At 72.0% G+C, this 20,154-nt stretch carries 19 protein-coding genes, 1 pseudogene and 1 riboswitch; of the genes and pseudogenes, 6 read left to right on the top strand and 14 right to left on the bottom strand.

From position 1 onward, the window contains the following. From ACFT4A_RS39620 to ACFT4A_RS39580, 9 genes are all read right to left on the bottom strand, one after another. The gene (locus tag ACFT4A_RS39620) at positions 1-1,077 is read right to left on the bottom strand and encodes a hemolysin family protein (RefSeq protein ID WP_382840723.1); all 1,077 of its coding nucleotides are present in this window, start codon (positions 1,075-1,077) and stop codon (positions 1-3) included. Then, positions 1,074-2,408 (bottom strand): hemolysin family protein, encoded by a 1,335-nt coding sequence (locus tag ACFT4A_RS39615; RefSeq protein ID WP_382840721.1) that lies wholly within the window; start codon positions 2,406-2,408, stop codon positions 1,074-1,076. Before ACFT4A_RS39615 ends, ACFT4A_RS39620 begins: the two co-directional genes overlap by 4 nt. Positions 2,409-2,654: 246 nt before the next feature. Next, positions 2,655-3,107, bottom strand: coding sequence for a PH domain-containing protein (locus ACFT4A_RS39610; protein WP_382840719.1), 453 nt, complete (start codon positions 3,105-3,107; stop codon positions 2,655-2,657). 13 nt (positions 3,108-3,120) lie between these two features. Then, positions 3,121-3,969 (bottom strand): ATP phosphoribosyltransferase, encoded by an 849-nt coding sequence (gene hisG / locus ACFT4A_RS39605; protein WP_382840717.1) that lies wholly within the window; start codon positions 3,967-3,969, stop codon positions 3,121-3,123. 55 nt (positions 3,970-4,024) lie between these two features. Further along, positions 4,025-4,297 carry a phosphoribosyl-ATP diphosphatase gene (locus ACFT4A_RS39600; RefSeq protein WP_003988914.1) on the bottom strand — a complete coding sequence of 91 codons (273 nt, stop codon included), beginning with the start codon at positions 4,295-4,297 and terminating at the stop codon, positions 4,025-4,027. Between the two features lie 34 nt (positions 4,298-4,331). Then, positions 4,332-4,817, bottom strand: a complete 486-nt coding sequence (gene ribH, locus ACFT4A_RS39595) for a 6,7-dimethyl-8-ribityllumazine synthase (protein ID WP_215122671.1) — start codon at positions 4,815-4,817, stop codon at positions 4,332-4,334. A gap of 19 nt (positions 4,818-4,836) precedes the next feature. After that, positions 4,837-6,132 carry a bifunctional 3,4-dihydroxy-2-butanone-4-phosphate synthase/GTP cyclohydrolase II gene (locus ACFT4A_RS39590; RefSeq protein ID WP_382840714.1) on the bottom strand — a complete coding sequence of 432 codons (1,296 nt, stop codon included), beginning with the start codon at positions 6,130-6,132 and terminating at the stop codon, positions 4,837-4,839. Beyond that, the gene (locus tag ACFT4A_RS39585) at positions 6,129-6,773 is read right to left on the bottom strand and encodes a nicotinamide riboside transporter PnuC (protein ID WP_382840712.1); all 645 of its coding nucleotides are present in this window, start codon (positions 6,771-6,773) and stop codon (positions 6,129-6,131) included. Before ACFT4A_RS39585 ends, ACFT4A_RS39590 begins: the two co-directional genes overlap by 4 nt. Beyond that, complete coding sequence (locus ACFT4A_RS39580; RefSeq protein WP_382840710.1) at positions 6,770-7,393, bottom strand: riboflavin synthase; 624 nt, start codon at positions 7,391-7,393, stop codon at positions 6,770-6,772. The genes ACFT4A_RS39585 and ACFT4A_RS39580 overlap by 4 nt, the downstream gene beginning before the upstream one ends. Before the next feature lie 147 nt (positions 7,394-7,540). Continuing rightward, positions 7,541-7,671, bottom strand: a riboswitch (FMN riboswitch). A gap of 255 nt (positions 7,672-7,926) precedes the next feature. Between ACFT4A_RS39580 and ACFT4A_RS39575 the strand changes: the two genes are divergently transcribed. Together ACFT4A_RS39575 and ACFT4A_RS39570 are read left to right on the top strand one after the other, a co-directional pair. Beyond that, positions 7,927-8,814 (top strand): RNA polymerase sigma-70 factor, encoded by an 888-nt coding sequence (locus tag ACFT4A_RS39575; RefSeq protein ID WP_382840708.1) that lies wholly within the window; start codon positions 7,927-7,929, stop codon positions 8,812-8,814. Positions 8,815-8,938: 124 nt separating this feature from the next. Continuing rightward, positions 8,939-9,715, top strand: a complete 777-nt coding sequence (locus ACFT4A_RS39570; protein WP_382840706.1) for an SDR family oxidoreductase — start codon at positions 8,939-8,941, stop codon at positions 9,713-9,715. A 157-nt stretch (positions 9,716-9,872) separates the two neighbouring features. On the opposite strand, the gene ACFT4A_RS39565 is transcribed toward ACFT4A_RS39570, so the two are convergent. Then, the gene (locus ACFT4A_RS39565) at positions 9,873-11,141 is read right to left on the bottom strand and encodes an ROK family transcriptional regulator (protein ID WP_382840704.1); all 1,269 of its coding nucleotides are present in this window, start codon (positions 11,139-11,141) and stop codon (positions 9,873-9,875) included. Positions 11,142-11,285: 144 nt separating this feature from the next. On the opposite strand from ACFT4A_RS39565, the gene ACFT4A_RS39560 reads away from it, so the two are divergent. Both ACFT4A_RS39560 and ACFT4A_RS39555 read left to right on the top strand, forming a co-directional pair. Then, on the top strand, positions 11,286-12,494 hold the full coding sequence (locus ACFT4A_RS39560; RefSeq protein ID WP_382840701.1) for an MFS transporter: 1,209 nt from the start codon (positions 11,286-11,288) through the stop codon (positions 12,492-12,494). Positions 12,495-12,613: 119 nt separating this feature from the next. Beyond that, entirely contained in the window at positions 12,614-13,993 is a 1,380-nt protein-coding gene (locus tag ACFT4A_RS39555; RefSeq protein ID WP_382840698.1) for a uracil-xanthine permease family protein, read from the top strand. 18 nt (positions 13,994-14,011) lie between these two features. On the opposite strand, the gene ACFT4A_RS39550 is transcribed toward ACFT4A_RS39555, so the two are convergent. After that, on the bottom strand, positions 14,012-15,142 hold the full coding sequence (locus tag ACFT4A_RS39550) for a glycoside hydrolase family 6 protein (RefSeq protein WP_382840753.1): 1,131 nt from the start codon (positions 15,140-15,142) through the stop codon (positions 14,012-14,014). 175 nt (positions 15,143-15,317) lie between these two features. Between ACFT4A_RS39550 and ACFT4A_RS39545 the strand changes: the two genes are divergently transcribed. Beyond that, on the top strand, positions 15,318-16,043 hold the full coding sequence (locus tag ACFT4A_RS39545; protein WP_382840696.1) for a DUF5995 family protein: 726 nt from the start codon (positions 15,318-15,320) through the stop codon (positions 16,041-16,043). On the opposite strand, the gene ACFT4A_RS39540 is transcribed toward ACFT4A_RS39545, so the two are convergent. Next, entirely contained in the window at positions 16,040-17,752 is a 1,713-nt protein-coding gene (locus ACFT4A_RS39540; protein WP_382840693.1) for a flavin monoamine oxidase family protein, read from the bottom strand. The genes ACFT4A_RS39545 and ACFT4A_RS39540 overlap by 4 nt on opposite strands. Before the next feature lie 44 nt (positions 17,753-17,796). Continuing rightward, positions 17,797-18,585: a carbon-nitrogen hydrolase family protein gene (locus tag ACFT4A_RS39535; RefSeq protein ID WP_382840691.1), complete on the bottom strand. Its 789-nt coding sequence runs from the start codon at positions 18,583-18,585 to the stop codon at positions 17,797-17,799. 307 nt (positions 18,586-18,892) lie between these two features. Here ACFT4A_RS39535 and ACFT4A_RS39530 point away from each other — a divergent pair, with 307 nt between their 5' ends. After that, positions 18,893-19,468: a Repetin gene (locus ACFT4A_RS39530; RefSeq protein ID WP_382840689.1), complete on the top strand. Its 576-nt coding sequence runs from the start codon at positions 18,893-18,895 to the stop codon at positions 19,466-19,468. On the opposite strand, the pseudogene ACFT4A_RS39525 reads toward ACFT4A_RS39530, so the two are convergent. Further along, positions 19,443-20,154: pseudogene (locus tag ACFT4A_RS39525) on the bottom strand (MFS transporter); the annotation flags it as partial. The gene ACFT4A_RS39530 and the pseudogene ACFT4A_RS39525 sit on opposite strands and share 26 nt — an antisense overlap.

Raw genomic sequence — 20,154 nt, 5'->3', positions numbered from 1 at the left:
CTACGTCGCCAGAACCTCCTCGCCGGACCTCGGCTCCGTCAGCCTGATCTCGGGGACTTCCCGGTGCGCGGGATCCCGCACCTCCCCCACCAGCAGCTCCAGTACGTCCTCCAGCGCGACCAGCCCGAGCACCTTCCCCGACCCGTCGGCCACCTGGGCCAGGTGCGTCGCGGCCCGACGCATCACCGTCAGCGCGTCGTCCAGCGGCAGCTCGGACCGCAGGGTCGTCATGGGCCGCCACAACTGCTGCGGCACGGCCCGGTCGGAGTGCTCCAGGTCCAGGACGTCCTTCACATGCAGATAGCCCATGAACGCGCCGGTCTCCGCCGCGACCGGGAACCGGGAGTACCCGGTCCGGGCGGTGAGCTCGACGATGCGCCCGGGGGTGACGGACGGGCTGACCGTCACCAGGGACTCGCGCTTCAGCAGGACGTCCGTCACCGGGCGCGAGCCCAGCTCCAGAGCGTCCTCCAGGCGTTCGGCCTCCTCGGGGTCGAGCAGGCCCGCCTGGCCGGCGTCCTCCACCAGCCGGTTGAGCTGCTCGCTGGTGAAGACGGCCTCGACCTCGTCCTTGGGCTCGACGTGGAAGAGCCGCAGGATGCCCTGGGAGACGGCGCCGAGCGCGGCGGTGATCGGCTTGCAGAAGCGGGCGAACCAGACCAGGCCGGGGCTGAGCCACAGCGCGACCTTCTCGGGGGCCGCCATCGCCAGGTTCTTCGGGACCATCTCGCCGATGACGAGGTGGAAGAAGACCACCGCGGCGAGCGCGATGACGTAGGTCAGCGGGTGGATCATGCCGTGCGGCAGGTGGATCCACTCGAAGACCGGCTCCAGCAGATGCGCGACGGTCGGTTCGGCGACCGCGCCGAGGGTGAGGGAGCAGATCGTGATGCCGAACTGGGCCGCCGCCATCATCTGCGGCAGCCGCTCGAGCCCGTAGAGGACCTGCCGGGCGCGGGCGGTGCCGAGCGGTTCGATCTGGCTGCGGCGTACGGAGACCAGCGCGAACTCGGCACCGACGAAGAAGCCGTTGGCGAGCACGAGCAGCGCGGCGAAGAGAAGTTGGAGCACGCTCATCGGACGGCCTCCACCATGGCGGCCACCGGGGCCGTTCGCACGAGCCGGACCCGCTCCGCGCGGTAGTGGCCGACCTGGCGCACCGACAGCCGCCAGCCGGGCAGCTCCGCCTTGTCGCCGACGGCCGGAATACGGCCCAGCAGATCGGCGATCAGGCCCGCGACGGTCTCGTACGGGCCTTCCGGCACGTCGAGGCCTATGCGCAGCAGGATGTCGACACGGCAGCTGCCGTCGACGTCCCAGGCGGGCCTGCCGTCCTCCGGCGGTGCGGAGGCCAGCTCGGGCAGGTCGTGTCCGTCGTGCTCGTCACGGACCTCGCCGACGATCTCCTCGACGATGTCCTCCAGTGTGACGACGCCGGCGGTGCCGCCGTACTCGTCGACGACGACCGCGATGGGCTGCTCGCTGCGCAGGCGGGCGAGCAGCGGCCGTACGGGCAGCGTCTCGGGGACGAGCAGCGCCGGGCGGGCGATGCGGCCCACGGGGGTGCGCAGCCGGTCCCGCACGGGCACGGCCAGGGCGTCCTTGAGGTGGACCATGCCGACCACCTCGTCGATCTTCTCCCGGTAGACGGGGAAGCGGGACAGGCCCGTGGCGCGGGTCAGGTTGACCACGTCCTCGGCGGTGGCCGAGGACTGCAGGGCGCTGACCTTCACGCGCGGCGTCATCACATGCTGCGCGGTCAGCTCGCCCAGCGACAGGGTTCTGACGAAGAGGTCGGCCGTGTCCTGTTCCAGGGCGCCGGCCCGGGCCGAGTGACGGGCCAGGGAGACGAGTTCGCCGGGGGTGCGGGCGGAGGCCAGCTCCTCGGCGGGCTCGATGCCCAGGGCGCGTACCAGCCGGTTCGCGACGGCGTTGAGGCCGGCGATGACCGGGCGGAAGAGGCGGGCGAAGACATGCTGCGGGCCGGCGACGAAGCGCGCGACCTGAAGCGGTCTGGACACCGCCCAGTTCTTGGGCAGGAGTTCGCCGATCACCATCTGCACGGCGGAGGCCAGCAGCATGCCGACGACGACCGTGACACCGGAGACGGCTCCCTCGGGGATGCCGATCGAGGTGAACGGGCCGTGCAGCAGCTCAGCGAGCGCCGGTTCGGCGAGCATGCCGACGACGAGCGAGGTGATGGTGATGCCGAGCTGGGTGCCGGAGAGCTGGAAGGACAGTTCCTTGAGCGACTCGACGACGCGGTGGGCGCGCCGGTCGCCCTCGGCGGCGGCCTTCTCGGCCTCGGGCCGCTCGACCGTCACGAGTCCGAACTCGGCCGCCACGAAGAATCCGTTGGCGAGAATCAGCAGGAACGCGGCTGCCAGGAGCAGCAGGGGGGTGGTCATGATGCCGCCGCCTCCGCAAAGTCGCGTACCTCGACAACGAGGTCCGCGCTATGTCGGCAGGGGGCGGCGCAGGTACTACAGGACGATCCGTCCATCGCCGGAGAGGGTCACTCCTCGGTTAGCAGGAGCCTCGGTGCACCGGGCGGGGCAGCAGAGGCGGAGACGCATCCGTTCACGCCTCCGCCAACAGATTAATCAAGACACGGCCCGGTGCGGCAGTGGCGGCCGCCCTGTGGATTGCCCGAGTCAGCTCCGAGGCCGCTCGTGCGCCACGGAACGGGCCTCGGCGAGCGCCCTCAGGGCCCGGGCGTCGGCGAGCGCCCGCTGCCTGGCGATACCCGGCTGAATACCGAGGACAGGCAGGCTGGTGCCGTCGCTGAGGTTGAGGAACACCCAGGGGTCGCCGGGCCGGAGGGTCACCTGAAGGATCTCCGCCCACTCCAGCCGGCGCTTGTTCGTGAGGTTCACCACGGTGACGCCCGATTCGTCGGCGACGACCTTGGGCCGGGCCAGCAGGAGCAGCACCGCGTCCAGCAGAAGCGCCGTGAGGACGAAGCTGAGGCGCTCGGCGGGGCTGAGCTGCTTCAGCAGCATCGCGACGGCCGTGATGACGACCAGGATCGCGACGGCGGCGGTGAGCAGCACCGCTCGGGTGCTGCCCGGCCGGAACGTGACGGGCAGGGTGGGCAGATCGGACATCGGTGTACGCCCCTCAGAGACGGCAGGCGTGGATGGCCGTGGTCAGGATGGCCCGGGCGCCGATGTCGTAGAGGTCGTCCATGATCCGCTGCGCCTCCTTGGCCGGGACCATCGCGCGGACGGCGACCCAGCCCTCGTTGTGCAGCGGGGAGACGGTCGGAGACTCCAGACCGGGGGTGAGGGCGACGGCCTTCTCCAGCTGCTCCACGCGGCAGTCGTAGTCCATCATCACGTAGGTCCGGGCGACCAGGACGCCCTGGAGGCGGCGCAGGAACTGCTGCACCTTGGGGTCGTCGGCGTCCGCGCCGGTGCGGCGGATCACGACGGCCTCGGACTTCATGATCGGCTCGGCGACGACCTCGAGGCCGGCGTTGCGCAGCGAGGTGCCGGTCTCGACGACGTCCGCGATGACCTGGGCGACGCCGAGCTGGATGGCGGTCTCGACGGCGCCGTCCAGGTGGACGACGGAGGCGTCGATGCCGTGGTCGGCGAGGTGCGCCGCGACGATGCCCTCGTAGGAGGTGGCGACGGTCTTGCCGGCGAGGTCCGCGAGGCCCTCGACGGTGCCGGGCTTGCAGGCGTAGCGGAAGGTGGAGCGGGCGAAGCCGAGGGGGAGGATCTCCTCGGCTTCGGCGCCCGAGTCGATGAGCAGGTCGCGTCCGGTGAGGCCGATGTCCAGCTGGCCGGAGGCGACGTAGATGGCGATGTCGCGGGGGCGGAGGTAGAAGAACTCGACCTCGTTCACCGGGTCGACGATCCGCAGCTCCTTGGATTCCCGGCGCTGCTGGTAGCCGGCCTCATGCAGCATCTCCGCCGCAGGGCCGGACAGGGAACCCTTGTTGGGGACGGCGATGCGCAGCATGAGGTCGGCTTCCTTTGCGTGGTGTCTTACGGGAACGGGTGCGGCGGACCGCGGCTTACAGGTGGGCGTAGACGTCGTCGAGGGAGATGCCGCGGGCGACCATCATCACCTGGACGTGGTAGAGCAGCTGCGAGATCTCCTCGGCTGCTGCCTCCTTGCCCTCGTACTCGGCGGCCATCCAGACCTCGGCGGCCTCTTCTACGACCTTCTTGCCGATGGCATGGACGCCCTTCTCGACCAGCTCTGCGGTGCGGGAAGTGGCGGGATCGCCCTGGGCGGCCTTGTGCTGGAGCTCGGTGAAGAGCTCCTCGAACGTCTTCTTGGACATGGTGACGCCTAGCCTACGCGGTGTAGGGGGCGCCTCAGCGCCAGGGTTCGGATACCGAGCGGAGGGTGGCCGCGGTCGCCACCGCCGCCGTCACCGCCTCGTGCCCCTTGTCCTCGTTGGAGCCGGGCAGGCCCGCGCGGTCCAGGGCCTGCTCATCGGTGTCGCAGGTCAGCACGCCGAAGCCGATGGGGACGCCGGTCTCGACCGACACCTGGGTCAGGCCCTGGGTCACGCCCTGGCACACGTACTCGAAGTGGGGCGTGCCACCGCGGATGACGACGCCCAGGGCCACGATCGCGTCGTAGCCGCGGCCCGCGAGGACCTTGGCGACCACCGGGAGCTCCCAGCTGCCGGGGACCCTGAGGAGGGTCGGCTCGTCGATGCCCAGGTCGTGCAGGGCGCGCAGGGCGCCGTCGACCAGACCGTCCATCACCTTCTCGTGCCACTGTGCCGCGATGACGGCGACCCTGAGGTCACCCACATTGCGTACGGACAGTTCCGGTGCACCCTTGCCGCTCACGTCTCTCCCTCTTGCTCTCTTACTGGTTGCTGCAGGCCGGCACGGTGGTCGTGTCGAGCCAGGGCAGGTCGTGGCCCATCCGGTCCCGCTTGGTGCGCAGGTAGCGGAGGTTGTGCTCGCCGGCGCTCACGGGCATCGGCACGCGTGCGGTGACGTCGATGCCGTGGCGGACGAGCGCGTCGGTCTTGTCGGGGTTGTTGGTCAGCAGCCGCACACCGTGCACACCGAGGTCGGCCAGGATCTGCGCGCCGGCCGCGTAGTCGCGGGCGTCGGCGGGCAGGCCGAGTTCGAGGTTGGCGTCGAGGGTGTCGCGGCCGCGCTCCTGGAGTTCGTAGGCGCGCAGCTTGGACATCAGGCCGATGCCGCGGCCCTCGTGTCCGCGCAGGTAGACCACCACTCCCCTGCCCTCGGCCTGGATTCGGGCCAGGGAGGCGTCCAGCTGGGGGCCGCAGTCGCAGCGGGCGGAGCCGAAGACGTCGCCGGTGAGGCACTCGGAGTGAACGCGGACGAGGACGTCCTGGCCGTCGCCGATCTCCCCGTGCACGAGGGCGACGTGCTCGACGCCGTCGACGGTGGAGCGGTAGCCGTACGCCGTGAACGTGCCGTGGGCGGTGGGCAGTCGGGTCTTGGCCTCGCGGCGGACGGTCGGCTCGCTGCCGCGGCGGTAGGCGATCAGATCCTCGATGGAGATGATCGTCAGGCCGTGCTTGCGGGCGAAGGGGATCAGCTCGGGCAGGCGCAGCATGGTGCCGTCCTCGCCGGCGATCTCGACGATCGCTCCGGCCGGACGCAGGCCCGCGAGGCGGGCGAGGTCGACGGCGGCCTCGGTGTGGCCGTTGCGCGTCAGGACCCCGCCGGGCCGGGCGCGCAGCGGGAAGATGTGGCCGGGGCGGACGAAGTCGTCGGGACCCGTGACGCCGTCGGCGAGCAGTCGGAGCGTGGTGGCGCGGTCGGAGGCCGAGATGCCGGTGCTCACGCCGTGCGCGGCGGAGGCGTCGACGGAGACCGTGAACGCGGTCTTCATCGACTCGGTGTTGTCCTCGACCATCTGCGGCAGCCGCAGCCGGTCGAGTTCGTCGCCCTCCATGGGGGCGCAGATCAGGCCGCGGCACTCGCTCATCATGAAGGCGACGATCTCGGGGGTCGCCTTCTCGGCGGCGATGACGAGGTCGCCCTCGTTCTCCCGGTCCTCGTCGTCGACGACCACGACGGGGCGGCCGGCCGCGATGTCGGCGATGGCCTGCTCGACGGGGTCGAGCGCGAAGTCCTCGTTGTCGTCGAGGTCATCGGTGTACAGGACGGTTGCGGCGCTCATGCCGGCGCTCCTTCCAGGGTGGGCTGTGCTGCCGCGCGCGAGCGCAGCCACCAGTCGCGCAGGCCCCACAGGACGAGCGCGCCGTAGATGATGTAGACGAAGCCGGAGAAGGCGAAGCCGTTGGCGAAGTTCAGCGGGACGCCGACCAGGTCGACCAGGAGCCAGGCGAACCAGAACTCGACCATGCCGCGGGCCTGGGCGTACATCGCGACGACGGTGCCGACGAAGATGTACGCGTCCGGCCAGGGGTCCCAGGAGAGGGTCGGGAAGGCGGTGAACAGGCCGCCGACCGCGAGGGTGCCGACGACGGCCGCGCCGGCCAGAGCCCCGCGCTCGCGCCAGGTGGCGAACCGTACGGCGATGGAGCCGTCCTGGGCCTGCTGCCGGCCGCGGTTCCACTGCCAGAAGCCGTACGTGGCGACGAGCATCACGACGATCTGCTTGCCGGCGCTGCCCGCGAGGTGGGCGGTGGCGAAGGCCGCGAAGAGGATGAGGCCGGAGAGGAACTGGGCGGGCCAGGTCCACAGGGAGCGGCGCCAGCCGAAGGCCAGGCCGATCAGACCGATCACGTTGCCGATCATGTCCGACCACTTGATGTGCTGGCCGAAGAGCGAGAAGGCCTCGGAGTTGAGCCAGTTCACCGGTCCACCCCCTGCACACGGTCGCCCTGCGCACGGTCGCCCAGCATCCGCTCGACGTACTTGGCGATGACGTCCACCTCGAGGTTGACCGGGTCGCCGGGGCCCTTGTGGCCGAGCGTGGTCAGGGCGAGGGTGGTGGGGATGAGGCTCACGGTGAAGTAGTCGGGGCCGGCGTCCACGACCGTGAGGCTGATGCCGTCGACGGTGATGGAGCCCTTCTCGACCACGTAGCGGGTGAGGTCCGCGGGGAGGGAGATCTTCACGATCTCCCAGTGCTCGGACGGCTTGCGTTCCAGGATCTCGCCGGTGCCGTCGACATGGCCCTGCACGATGTGCCCGCCGAGGCGTTCGCCGACGGCCATGGGGCGTTCGAGGTTGACGCGGGTGCCGACCGCGAGGGCGCCCAGGCTGGAGCGGTTGAGGGTCTCGGCCATGACGTCGGCGGTGAACTCGTCGCCCTCGTGGTCGACGACCGTGAGGCAGACGCCGTTGACCGCGATGGAGTCGCCGTGCTTGGCGCCTTGGGTGACGACGGGACCGCGCAGGCGGAAGCGACAGGCGTCGTCGAGGGTCTCGACGGCCGTGATCTGGCCCAGCTCTTCGACGATTCCGGTGAACACTTCCCGGGTCCTCCTGCCACATCGGGGCACGGACTCCGGGGCTGTCGATGACGACAGATGTACGAGCAGAGACACCGGGGGCGACGCCGGACGGAGCCCGCCCCGAGGGGACGGACCACTTCGGCGGCACGCACGTATGCCTGCCCGCCGCGCACTGCCTCCCATCCGGACTTTAACCGTCGGTCCAGGAATTTCACCTGGTCAACCGATCGCTGGAGGCGACCGGGTCGCGGACTGTAACCGCCGGTTCGGACTTTCACCGACCCCGGAGTGCGCTGCTACTGGTACACGGCAAGTGTGCCACGCCTGATCGACGTTCAAAGAGGCGATCGGTGTGGGCTGCCTCACAGACTGTGGCGTCATGCTCACCGGGATTGGTACGCACCTATTGACGGTGTGGTCTAGTCCTTTCTAGGGTCGGGCTCCAGGGTTGGCATGCCCCCCATGACCGGCCCGGCGGCGGTGACGACGGCCCTTGCCCGTCGCCGGGCCTTCCCACGCCGCACGGACGGCGTTCTGGCAGGGTGAGCCCCATGACCACCACGATCGCCGACGAGTTCGAGGTCCACCGGCCCCGGTTGTTCTCGCTCGCCTACCGGCTGCTGGGCTCCGCCGAGGAGGCCGAGGACGCGGTCCAGGACGCGTATCTGCGGTACAGCGGCGCCGACCGCGCGGAGATCGAGCGTCCGGCGGCCTGGCTCGCCAAGGTCGTCACGAACCTCTGCCTGAACCGGCTGACGTCCGCGCGCGCCCGGCGCGAGCGATATGTCGGTACCTGGCTGCCGGAGCCGGTGGTCACCGGGGACGGCGCCCTCGGTCCGCTGGAGTCGGCCGAGCAGCGGGACGCCGTGTCGATGGCGATGCTGGTGCTGCTGGAACGGCTCACGCCGACCGAACGGGCGGTGTACGTGCTGCGGGAGGCGTTCGGGTACGGGCATCGGGAGATCGCCGGGGTCCTGGATCTGAGCGAGGCGAACTGCCGTCAGCTGTACCGGCGGGCCGTGCGGAGGGTGGGCGAGCCGCAGGCCCGTTTCGAGCCGGCGTCCGAGCAGCAGGAGGAGCTGGTCACGTCGTTCATCACGGCGGCCCGCGAGGGCGACCTGGCCGGGCTGGAGAAGCTGCTCGCGGCCGATGCCACGTGGTGGAGCGACGGTGGCGGCAAGGTCACGGCGGCCCGGTGGCCCATCGAGGGCGGTCCCCGGATCGCCCACTTCCTGGCGGGCGGGGGCCCGAAGTTCTCGGTGGGCCTGGAGTTCGTGCCGGTCGAGGTCAACGGCGCGACAGGCCTGGCGACCTGGGCGGGCGACACGCTCGCCGGGCTGGCGGCCTTCGAGGTGCGCGACGGGCTGGTCACCGGGGTGCGAGCCGTGGTCAACCCGGAGAAGCTGGTGTTCGCACGGCGTCAGCTCGCCCGGGCGTAGGACGCGTCGGGCGCGGTCGCGGGATCGCCGGGCGGGTCTGTCACATTCGGCGGGGGGTGTTCGGTCTCAGCTGACGAGGGGCGCTCCGGCCGGAGCCCCCGGGCCTTCGAAGGGACTGACCAGCATGACCACGATCCTGGTGACCGGCGGCACCGGAACACTCGGCCGGCTCGTCGCCGAGCGGCTGCGCGCGGACGGGCACGAGGTGCGGGTGCTCAGCCGGCACGCCCAGCCGTACGCGGTCGACCTGATGGAGGGCGGGGGCGCGCTGGACGCGGCCGTCGCCGGTGTGGACACGATCGTGCACTGCGCGTCGGCGCAGAAGGGCGATGAGCAGGCGGCGTCGAACCTGATCGGGGCGGCGCGCGGGGCCGGGGTGCGGCACCTCGTCTACATCTCGATCGTGGGCGTCGACCGGGTGCCCTTCGGCTACTACAAGAGCAAGCTCGCCGTGGAGCGGATGGTCGAGCAGTCGGGGCTCGGCTGGACCGTGCTGCGAGCGACGCAGTTCCACGACCTGCTGGTCATGGCGCTGCAGGGGCTGTCGAAGCTGCCGGTCCTGTTCCTGCCGGCCGGTGTCCGGGACCAGCCGGTCGAGGTGGCCGAGGTCGCGGACCGGCTGGTCGAGCTGGCGGCGGGTGAACCGGCGGGGCGGGTCGAGGACATGGGCGGGCCGGAGGTGCGGACGTTCGAGTCGCTGGCCCGCGCGTATCTGAAGGCGTCCGGCCGGCGGCGGGCGGTGGTGAACGTACCGCTGTGGGGAGCGGCGTACCGGGGCTTCCGGAGCGGGGGTCATCTGACGCCGCGGCGGGCGGTCGGCACGGGGACGTTCGAGGAGTATCTGGCGCGGCGGTTCGGGGGCGGGCAGGTGCGGACGGGGAGCGGGCGGTCCCGGGCGTAGCGGGGGACCCGGGCGCAGCCGGAGGCCCGGGCACGGCCGGAGGGTTCCGGCCGTAGGGGGTGCAGACGGAGGGCAGGCGGTCCCGGGCTCGGCGGAGGTGCTGACGAGAAGCGGCCGTCCCGGGCACGGAGGTTCGGCCGGGAGGCCCGGGGGCCTCCTACCAGCGCTGGTCCGGCCGCTGCCCGGGAGTGAAGAGTTCCTCCTGAGCGCGGTCACGGGCCGTGAGGAGGGCGCCGCGCAGGACAGCGCCGCCGCCCAGGGTGGTCGTCCGTACCTCCGTGGGCAGCGGCGTCATCCGGGCGATACGGTCCTGCACCCGGCCGGCGAGCTCCTCGCCACCGGCCTGCCCGACCTCACCCCCGAGCACCACGCACCCGGGGTCCAGGATCGCCACCACGGAGGCGACTCCGACGGCGAGACGATCGGCCAGGGCGTCGAGGAAACGGTCCGAGGGCTCAGGCGTCCCGTCCGGGCTCTCGGGCCGGGACCTCTCGCCCTCCGTCGCCCGCGCCTGCCCCACCGCACCCCGCACCACACCCACGGCCGCCCGTACGACCCCCACCTCGGACGGCTCCTGCCCCGGCTTGGCCGGCACCCCGCATTCCGCCGCCAGGTCCACGACCGCGGTCGCCGCGGCCAGGCCGTGGAAGCCGCCCTCGCAGTCCGTCGCGGACGGGAGCGTGGTCGCGCCCGGGACCGGGAGGAAGCCGATCTCGCCGGTGCCGCCGGAGGCACCGCGGCGCAGCGCGCCGTCGAGGACCACGGCCGCGCCCGTGCCGTGGCCCAGCCACAGCAGGACGAAGGTGTCCCGGTCCCGGGCGGCGCCGTCGCGCTGCTCGGCCAGCGCCGCGAGGTTGGTCTCGTTCTCGACGCTCACCCGTGCCTCGGGCAGCCGCTCCTGGAGGGCGGCGACCAGGCGCCGGTGCCACTCCGGCAGCCCGGAGGAGTCACGGAGTTCGCCGCTGGCCGGGTCGATCAGGCCGGGCGCCCCGATGCCGACGGTGTGCAGCCGGTCGGCACCGGCCTCCTTCACCACCCGCTCGACCAGCGCGACCGCCTGTTCCACGGCGGGACCCGTTCCCATGTCACCCGTGATGGGCACCGACTCCTCGGCCAGGACCCGGCCCACCAGGTCGGCGACGGCCACGGAGACACCCTCGGTGCGTATGTCCAGCGCGGCGAGGTGCGCCCGGTCGGCGACGATGCCGTACACCTTGGCGTTGGGCCCGCGCCGCTGCTCCCCCGCCTCCCCGACGACCGTGATCAGACCCATGACGGTGAGGCGTTCGACGAGGTCGGCGACGGTCGGCCGGGACAGACCGGTGAGCTGCTTCAACCGCCCTGCCGTCAGCGGGCCCTCCTGCTGGAGCAGACGCAGGGCGAGCCGGTCGTTGATGGCCCGGGCGGTGCTCGGGGATGCGGGCATGCCGGGATCCTTCCAGATCGGCGGGTCCGTCGGCCGTGGCCCGCCGGGAAACCCTCTTATTATCAGGCAGGGTTCCTGATAGTTTACGGCCGCCTGACGCGAGCGCGGCAGAGACACGGCAGAGGCCTGGAGGGGGACCGCAGAATGGGCAACGTGGTCGACGAACTGCGCGAGGTGAAACGGTCCCGGTACGCCGTGGCCGCGGTCTTCGCCGTGCACGGCGCCGTGACCGGCTCGTTCGCCACCCGCGTGCCCTGGATCCAGGACCACGCGGGCGTGAGCGCCGGGCAGTTGGGGATCGCGCTCGCCTTCCCCGCGCTCGGCGCGTCCGTCGCGATGCCGCTCGCCGGCAGCGTCAGCCACCGGTTCGGAGCCCGCAACGCGCTGCGCGGACTGATCGCCCTGTGGACCCTCGCGCTGGTCCTGCCGTCCCTCGCCCCGAACCTGCTCACGCTCTGCCTGGCCCTGTTCACCTACGGCGCGACGGCGGGCATGGCGGATGTGGCGATGAACGCGCTGGGCGTCGAGGTCGAGAACCGCCTCGGCCGGTCGATCATGTCCGGGCTGCACGGTATGTGGAGCGCGGGTGCCCTGATCGGCTCGGCGGCCGGCACCCTCGCCGCGCACCTCGGTTCGGACGCCCGGCTGCACCACGTACTGGCCGCCGCGGTCCTCACCGTCATCGGGGTGGCGGCCTGCCGGTGGGTGCTGGATCTCCAGCCCGCCGAGGACGAGGAGCCGCCCCCGAGGTTCGCGCTGCCGCCCCGGTCGGCGCTGCTCATCGGCGCGATCGGGTTCTGCGCGGTGTTCGCCGAGGGCGCGAGTCTGGACTGGTCGGCGGTCTATCTGCGCGAACAGCTGGAGACCTCGGCGGGTCTCGCGGCGGCGTGCACGACGGGCTTCACGCTCACCATGGCCATCGCCCGGTTCGCCGGCGACCGGGTCGTGGACCGCTTCGGTGCCGTACGGACCGTACGGGTCAGCGGTGTGCTCGCCGTGCTCGGCGGTCTGCTGATCGTCGTCGCGGACCGTCCGGCGGTGGCCATGAGCGGGTTCGCTCTGATGGGCCTGGGCATCGCGGTCGTCGTACCGCTGTGCTTCGCGGCGGCGGGCCGCAGCGGCTCCAACCCGAGCCTGGCCATCGCGGGCGTCGCGACCATCACGTACACCTCGGGACTGATCGCGCCGAGCGCGATCGGCATGCTGGCCCAGGCGACCAGTCTGATGGTGTCGTTCTGCCTGGTGACGCTGCTGTCCTGCGGCCTGGTGGCGTTCGCGCGGGTGCTGCGCCCGGGCGACCGGGCGAAGATCAGCCGGCCGGACGCGGCGGCGGTTCCCGACCTGCGGCCCTGAGCCGGCACCCGGTCCGGGTGGACACGCGGAGGCCCTGATCGGCCCCGGTCACCGGCATCGCCGACGCACCCGGACAATGGTCCGGATACTCGCACGCACGACGAAAGCGAAACCGCACCATGGATCTCGGCGTCCGCTGGAAACTGCACGGCGACGGACGCACCCCGGCGCCCGGCGCGGTGGTCCGCCCCGACGAGCGGCTCTCGTGGCCCCGCACGGCCGGGCTCGGCGCCCAGCATGTGGTGGCCATGTTCGGGGCGTCCTTCGTGGCTCCGGTCCTGATGGGCCTGGACCCCAATCTCGCGATCATGATGTCGGGCGTCGCGACCGTCGTGTTCCTGCTGGCCACGCGCGGCCACGTCCCCAGTTACCTGGGCTGCTCGCTGTCCTTCGTGGGGGTGGCGGCGGTCATCCGCGCGCAGGGCGGCAGCAGCGCCACCGTCACCGGCGCGGTCTTCGTCGTCGGCGCCGCGCTGTTCCTGGTGGGGCTCGCCGTGCGGCGGTTCGGGGCGCGGATCATCCACGCCACGATGCCGCCGATCGTGACCGGCGCCGTGGTGATGCTGATCGGCTTCAACCTGGCCCCGGTGACGGCCTCGACGTACTGGCCCCAGGACCAGTGGACGGCCCTGCTGACGATGCTGTTCACCGGCCTGGCGGTCGTCTGCCTGCGCGGATTCTGGTCCCGGATCGCGATCTTCCTGGGGCTGGTCTTCGGATACGGCATCTCCTGGGTGTTCGACCTGGTCTTCGGCAAGATCCACTCGGTGGACGCGAGCGGCAAGCTCACCGACCACTGGCGGCTCGATCTCTCCGGCGTGGACAAGGCCGACTGGATCGGACTGCCGACGCTGCACGGCCCGTCCTTCGAGTGGTCGGCGATCCTGGTCGCCCTGCCGGTCGTCATCGCGCTGGTCGCGGAGAACGCCGGGCATGTGAAGGCGGTCGGCGAGATGACCGGCGAATCGCTGGACAGCAGGCTCGGCACGGCGATCTCGGCCGACGGCGTCGGCTCGATGCTGTCCACCGCGGTCGGCGGCCCGCCCAACACCACGTACTCCGAGAACATCGGCGTGATGGCCGCGACCCGCGTCTACTCGACGGCCGCCTACTGGGCCGCCGCCGGCTTCGCCCTGCTGTTCGGCGTCTGCCCGAAGTTCGGCGCGGTCGTCGCGGCGATCCCGGGCGGGGTGCTCGGCGGCATCACCGTCATCCTGTACGGCATGATCGGCCTGCTCGGCGCCCAGATCTGGCTCAACGCCCGGGTGGATCTGCGCAATCCGCTGAACCTGGTCCCGGCGGCTGCGGGCATCATCATCGGCGTCGGCAACGTCTCCATGGAGTTCACGGACACGTTCTCGCTGAGCGGCATCGCGCTCGGCACGATCGTCGTCATCACCGGCTACCACGCCCTGCGGGCCTTCGCCCCGGCCCATCTGAAGACGCAGCATCCGCTGCTGGACGAGGGCGCCTCCTCCTACGACGACTCCAAGTCGTAGCGTCTACGGCGAGGCGTCCTACGGCGAGGCCAGGTCGTACGCGTACGACGCCGTGAAGGTCCCCGGCCTGCCCTTGCAGCCGTCCGACTCCCCGGGCAGCTTCACCCACAGGTAGGCGTCGATCCGGGCCTCGCCGGTGCCGAGGGTCGGGGTCCGGCCGAGCTTGCGGCCCGACGGGTCGCACCACTCCCCCTCGGCCGGGGCGCCGTTGCCGTTGCGGCTGGTGTCGATGACGGCGCCCAGGCTTTCCGGGCCGCCGAGGGCGTCCAGGACCCGCCGGTCGTAGGCGACCTCGTCGGCCGTGGTGTGGAAGTTGGAGACGTTGCTGAAGATCCCGTCGGAGGACCCGGGCGAGGCGGCACCGGCCTGCCGCAGCCATGCCGCCTGCTTGCCGGGCGCGTTCCAGCCGGAGTGTCCCGCGTCGTAGTACACGCGTGCCCGGGGGTTGGCGTCCTTCAGGACGCGGCCGGCCCGGGCCAGCGAGGCGAAGCGGTCCGCGCGTGCACCGGCGGAGAGGCACTCGGTCTGGGCGACCGAGTCCGGCTCCAGGACGACGATGACCTCGCCGGAGCCCAGCCCGGCCGCGAACCGGTCGATCCAGGCGTCGTACGCGTCCAGGTCGGGCGCCCCGCCCTGGGAGTGGCCGCCGCAGTCCCGGCCGGGTATCGCGTACGGCACGACGACGGGCACCCGGCCCTGTGCCGCGCCGCCGGACGTCACCGCGGCGACCCGGGCGGTGAGCGTGTCCGGGGAGTAGTCGGCGAACCAGACGGCGGCCGGCCGCTCGGCTATGCGGGACGCTATGACCGCGTGGCGCGGATCGCCGTCGTGGGCCCGGATCCAGTCGAGCACCTGGGAGTCGGGGTGGCGGTAGAGCCGTCCGGTCACGACACCGGCCGCCTTCCGCTTCTTGGTCTCCGTCCTCGGGGACGAGGGCGCGCGGACGGCGCTCTTCGTCGAGGACGGTGTGGGCGAGGCGGAGCCGGAGACCGACGGGGACACCGACGGCACCGCGGGCAGGGGCGCGAAGCGGGGCGAGGCGGACACCTCGGGAGTCCGGGCCTCGTCCGAGGATCGCCGGTCGTCGACCGCGGAGAGCGCCCCGGCGACCACGCCGACCGCGACCACGACGGAGGCCGCCACGACCATCGCGCCGCGCCGGGCGGCGCGCCTGCGCTCGGCCCTGCGGGCGGCCAGGCGCTGGGCACGTAAGCCTGACACGGTGCTGCTCCCCCTCCCCCTGCGGCGGGCGGCGTTCCCCCGTTTCGGGGAAGCGCCGGGCCAGCCGGTACTCCCGCCAGCCTAGAGCTGGGACTCTGCCCGCATGCCGCGATGCGAACAAGTCCCCACAGCCGTGGACACTCCGGTCGACGGAGTCATCTCCCGTATGCGCGCCCTCGACGCGGCCCTGCACCCCCGGGACGGGGTGGCCGTCTTCAACCGCGTCTACCTCGCCGTGACGGAGGCCGTGGACCGGTGCATCGACACGGGGCGGTTCGCGGACCCGCATGCCGCGATCACGCTGGACGTACGGTTCGCGGAGCGGTACCTGGAGGCCGTCGCAGCGGCGGCCGGAGAGCGGCGCCCACCCGCCTGCTGGCGGCCGCTGTTCCAGTTCCGCCGCCATCCCGGGGTACGGCCGTTGCAGTTCGCCCTCGCGGGCATCAACGCGCACATCGGGCACGATCTCGCGCTGGCCGTCGTGGACACCTGCCGTACGCTCGACTGCGCACCCGCCGAGCTGGAGGACGAGTTCGACACGGTGGGCGATCTCCTCGTCTCGCTGGAGGAGCGCATCCGCGAAGATCTGATGCCGGGCCCCGATCTTCTCCAGATCGCCGACCCGCTGACCCATCTGCTCGGCTCCTGGAGCCTGGACCGCGCCCGGGACGCCACCTGGACGGCGGCCCGGGCCCTGTGGGCACTGCGCGGACTCCCCGACGTGGCCCAGGAGTTCACCGAGCACCTGGACGCGGCTGCGGGCCTCGCGGGGCGCATGCTGCTCACGCCCCTGCCCGAGCCGCCGCTCCGGTCCTGCTGGTCCTCCTAGTCCTCCGGCAGTTCGACGGGCGCGATCTCGTCGTAGACGTCGCCGGGCCCCGGGTTGGTCGGGTCGGTCGTGCCGCCGAAGTGGTGCATGACGCCCCAGACCGCGTTGAGGGCGGTCTGGACGGCTCCCTCGGCCCAGCCGGCCGTCCAGGAGATGTCGTCGCCTGCGAGGAAGATGCCGCGCTTGTCCTCGGGCAGCTCCTCCTGCATGAAGTGCGTGAACAGGCGCCGCTGGTAGCGGTAGTGGCCGGGCAGGTTGGCCTTGAACGCGCCCATGAAGTAGGGCTCGTTCTCCCAGGAGACGGTCACCGGGTTGCCGATGATGTGCTTGCGGATGTCGACCTTGGGATAGATCTCGCCGAGCGACTTCAGCATGACCTCCATCCGCTCGTTCGCGGACAGCGGCAGCCACTTCAGGCTGTCGTCGCACCAGGTGTAGGAGAGGCAGATGACGGCGGGCTTGTCCGGGCCGTCGTCGAGCAGGTAGGTCCCGCGCGTCATCCGGTCGGTGAGCGTCATCGACATGACGTCCCGGCCGGTCGGATTTCCCCTGTCGTCGACGGCCTTGTCCAGCCAGAAGGGCCGATCCACGGGCACGAAGAGCTTGGAGCTCTCCATGTAGTGGGTCCGCTCGATGGCCGTCCAGTGGTCGATCGGGAAGAGCGAGTCGTCGCAGTCGATCTTCGACAGCAGCATCCAGGACTGGGCGGTGAAGATCGCCGTCCGGTAGGTGCGGATGTCGCCGCGCGCGTCGGTCACCGTGATGCGGTTGCCGGCCGTGCGGTGCAGCCGGGTCACCGCGGGGCGGGGCTCGCCGCCCTCGTGCAGGCTCGCGAGCGAGGTCCCCTGCGCCCAGTGGACGATCTTCGCGGGCTCGCGGTCCCAGAGGCGCAGCGGCAGCTGCTGGGAGCCGCCGACGATGCCGCGGTGGTGGTCGTCGGCCTCGGTGTAGACGACGCGCAGGATCTCCAGGATGGAGTTGGGGAAGTCGGTGTCCCAGCCGCCCGTGCCGAAGCCGACCTGGCCGAAGATCTCGCGGTGCCGGAAGGACTTGAAGGCCTCGGAGTCGCAGAGGAAGCCGTAGAAGGTCTGGTTGTCGAGCTTCTCGACGAGGCGCGACCAGATCTCGCGGATGCGCGGGACGTCCCGCTCGCGCAGGGCCCGGTTCATGTCGGAGAAGTCGGCGCCCTCCTCCAGGCACCTGTTCCACGCCTCGGCGACGTCCCGGTAGACCTGGGGCAGGTCGGCGACCGTCTCGGCGTAGTGCGACTCGCCCTTGAGGTCGACGACGGTCGACGGGGTCGCCTCCGCGAGGGGGTTGGGGAAGGACTGCGTCTGAAGACCGACCAGGTCGATGTAGTGCTGGAGCGCCGTGGACGACGGCGGGAAGCGCATCGCGCCCATCTCGGCGGTGAGGGACTCGTCGCACCCGTCGAAGCCCACCGTCCGCAGCCGGCCGCCGATCTGGTCCGCCTCGTAGACGACCGGCTTGAGGCCCATCTTCATCAGCTCGTACGCGGCGACGATGCCGGACAGACCGCCACCGATGACCGCGACCTCCGTGCCGTGCTCGGTCGCGGGTATCTGCCCGAGACCCGCCGGGTGGGCGAGGAAGTCGTCGTAGGCGTACGGGAAGTCCGGGCCGAACATGGTGATCGGCGGCTGCTGCGCGTCTGCGTGCTCGACGGCGTTGGGCACGGTGGACGTCATGGGGTACGGACTCCTTGCAGAAGAAACAGACAGGTGTGGGGGGATCAGGCGAGCGACCCGTACAGGCCCGGGCGCCGGTCCAGCAGATACGGGTTGGCCTCGCGGGACGCGGCGAGGAGGACCGGGTCGGCGTCGGCGAGGACCAGCTCCTCGCCCCGTCCGGCCCGGGTGCGGGCGACCCCGTCGGGCCCGGCGAGCGTGGACAGTCCCACGAACTCGAACTCGCCTTCCCGGCCGACCCGGTTGACGTACGCGACGTACATCTGGTTCTCGAAGGCACGCACCGGGATCATCGACTCGGCGACGAACTGGAACGGGTGCATCTGGGCCGTGGGGACGAGCAGCAGGTCGGTACCGGCGAGCGCGTGGGCGCGGACGTTCTCCGGGAACTCCACGTCGTAGCAGATCAGGATCCCGACGCGCAGACCGTCGATCTCCGCCTGGACGACCGGCTGGTCCCCCGGGGTGAAGTGGTCGCGCTCGAAGCAGCCGAAGAGGTGGGTCTTGCGGTGGTTCGCGAGACGGGTGCCGTCGGCGGAGATCAGCTGGGCGGAGTTGAACACGGCGTCGCCCGCGCGCTCGGGGTAGCCGTAGGCGACCGCGAGGCCGTGGGCGGTCGCGATCTCGGCGACGGCGTCCGCGCAGTCCCCGTCGGCGGGCTCGGCGAGGCGGCCGATGTCGTCGCCGATCGCGTACCCGGTCAGGAACATCTCCGACGTGACCAGCAGCCCGGCGCCCGCGGCGGCGGCCCGGCCGGCGGCCTCGTCGAGGACCTTGAGGTTCTCGACGGTCGAGCCGGGGCGGCCGGAGCTCTGGAGCAGGGCGGTGCGCATGCGTGTTCCTCACCGGGACGCGGGGGATTTCGGGGGCCTGGTAGACGGTACGGTCGGCGGGCTCGGGCGGACAAGGAGCAGCCGTTGCGCGCCGATGAGCTGATCATTGCGTCCCTCGGGGGGCCGACGGCGATTCGTTGCAAGCCCCGCGGTCGCACGTCCCGTCATCCCCCGGGCGCAGGCCCGTGCGGTACTCCCCGCCGGGCGGCGGAGGCGGGGTGACGTCCCCGGAGCGATGTGGCGTGGGCGCCGTGCCGGGACAGTGGTGTGCGTTCCAGCGACCTGCACCTCTTCGGAAAGGACCGCCATGAACCGCCGTACGAAGACCGCCGTGTTCGGGGCCGCGCTGCTGCTCACCGCCACCGCCGCGGCGGCATCCGCCGCCGCATCCTCCGACTCCGGGTCCTCCGACTCCGGGTCCTCCGGCTTACCGGCGCAGGCCCGTGAGGCCGCCGCGCTCACCGGCGAGGCCAAGCTGTACCGCTCGGCCGGGGACGACATCACCTTCTCCTTCGACGCGCACCTGGCCGCGAAGGACAAGGCCGACCCGATGAAGGCCACCGGCACCTTCGAGTGGAGCCACTACCTGAACGGCGAGGGCGCCCGGGCTAAGGCGAAGGTCGACTGCCTGCTCACCGGCGGCAAGGTGGCCGTCGTCTCCGGTGTCATCACCTCCTCCGACCTGCCCGGCGCGAAGGGCAAGCGGGTCGGGATCACCGTGCACGACCTCGGCCACCGCGACCGGCTGGGCTACAGCTGGGCCTCGACGGGCACCCCGGTCGAGACGAAGGGCCTGCCCAAGTGCGTGGGCTCGGCGCCCTTCGAGAAGGTCAAGAAGGGGACCGGCGACTTCTCGGTCACCCCCTGGCAGCCCGACCTCTAGCAGCCAGCAGCAGCGCGGTCACCAGGTACGGCACGGCGAACCACACGAAGGCCGTGCCGTGTCCGGTGGCCGTGCCGAGCGCCCCGTAGCCGACGTACACGGCGACGGTGGCCAGGTCGGTGCCCAGACCGGCGACCGAGGTGAGGGTGGCCCGGCCGGAGTCGTCGATGCGCTGCTGGAGCCGGGCGTCGGCCAGCACGCTCGCCGCCTGGAAGCCGCCGAAGGCGAGCGCCACGAGGGCGATTCCGGCCACGGTGCCGGCACCGGCACCCACGGCCAGGGCGAGTGCCGCGCCCGCGAGCAGCGCCGCGAGGCCCTTCGTGCCGAGGCGTTCGCCCGCCCCGGCCAGCAGTCCTCCGGCGGTGGCGCCCGCCCAGATCAGCAGGAGCAGGTGGGGCACCAGCGCGTCGGGGACACCGGTGTCCCGGACCAGCAGCGGCGTGTACTCGTCGAGGGCGCCCCACACGGCGGTGACGGCCGGGACCAGCAGGATCGCGCCGCGTACGGACCGGTCGGCGCGGGCCTCGGCGAGCCCGGCCCGCAGGGTCGCGGTCCAGCCGTCCTGCCCGGCCGCCGGGGTCCGGTGCTCCGGGAGCCGGGTCGCCGTCGCCGCCGCCCGCACGCCCTCCCGCCCCCCGGGGGCGCCCCCCCCGGGGTTGCCGCCCCCCGCCCCCCCCGGGGCCGCC

It is taken from the genome of Streptomyces sp. NPDC057099, from assembly GCF_042671245.1.
Lineage (GTDB): Bacteria > Actinomycetota > Actinomycetes > Streptomycetales > Streptomycetaceae > Streptomyces > Streptomyces purpurascens.
This window is presented reverse-complemented; position numbering and strand designations above follow the sequence as displayed.

What these genes read in the sequence shown, in the direction of transcription:
- ACFT4A_RS39620 (WP_382840723.1), bottom strand. Translation starts at nt 1,077, where the DNA reads ATGAGCGTGCTCCAACTTCTCTTCGCCGCGCTGCTCGTGCTCGCCAAC.
- ACFT4A_RS39615 (WP_382840721.1), bottom strand. Translation starts at nt 2,408, where the DNA reads ATGACCACCCCCCTGCTGCTCCTGGCAGCCGCGTTCCTGCTGATTCTC.
- ACFT4A_RS39610 (WP_382840719.1), bottom strand. Translation starts at nt 3,107, where the DNA reads ATGTCCGATCTGCCCACCCTGCCCGTCACGTTCCGGCCGGGCAGCACC.
- hisG (WP_382840717.1), bottom strand. Translation starts at nt 3,969, where the DNA reads ATGCTGCGCATCGCCGTCCCCAACAAGGGTTCCCTGTCCGGCCCTGCG.
- ACFT4A_RS39600 (WP_003988914.1), bottom strand. Translation starts at nt 4,297, where the DNA reads ATGTCCAAGAAGACGTTCGAGGAGCTCTTCACCGAGCTCCAGCACAAG.
- ACFT4A_RS39590 (WP_382840714.1), bottom strand. Translation starts at nt 6,132, where the DNA reads ATGAGCGCCGCAACCGTCCTGTACACCGATGACCTCGACGACAACGAG.
- ACFT4A_RS39575 (WP_382840708.1), top strand. Translation starts at nt 7,927, where the DNA reads ATGACCACCACGATCGCCGACGAGTTCGAGGTCCACCGGCCCCGGTTG.
- ACFT4A_RS39570 (WP_382840706.1), top strand. Translation starts at nt 8,939, where the DNA reads ATGACCACGATCCTGGTGACCGGCGGCACCGGAACACTCGGCCGGCTC.
- ACFT4A_RS39565 (WP_382840704.1), bottom strand. Translation starts at nt 11,141, where the DNA reads ATGCCCGCATCCCCGAGCACCGCCCGGGCCATCAACGACCGGCTCGCC.
- ACFT4A_RS39560 (WP_382840701.1), top strand. Translation starts at nt 11,286, where the DNA reads ATGGGCAACGTGGTCGACGAACTGCGCGAGGTGAAACGGTCCCGGTAC.
- ACFT4A_RS39555 (WP_382840698.1), top strand. Translation starts at nt 12,614, where the DNA reads ATGGATCTCGGCGTCCGCTGGAAACTGCACGGCGACGGACGCACCCCG.
- ACFT4A_RS39550 (WP_382840753.1), bottom strand. Translation starts at nt 15,142, where the DNA reads ATGGTCGTGGCGGCCTCCGTCGTGGTCGCGGTCGGCGTGGTCGCCGGG.
- ACFT4A_RS39545 (WP_382840696.1), top strand. Translation starts at nt 15,318, where the DNA reads ATGCCGCGATGCGAACAAGTCCCCACAGCCGTGGACACTCCGGTCGAC.
- ACFT4A_RS39540 (WP_382840693.1), bottom strand. Translation starts at nt 17,752, where the DNA reads ATGACGTCCACCGTGCCCAACGCCGTCGAGCACGCAGACGCGCAGCAG.
- ACFT4A_RS39535 (WP_382840691.1), bottom strand. Translation starts at nt 18,585, where the DNA reads ATGCGCACCGCCCTGCTCCAGAGCTCCGGCCGCCCCGGCTCGACCGTC.
- ACFT4A_RS39530 (WP_382840689.1), top strand. Translation starts at nt 18,893, where the DNA reads ATGAACCGCCGTACGAAGACCGCCGTGTTCGGGGCCGCGCTGCTGCTC.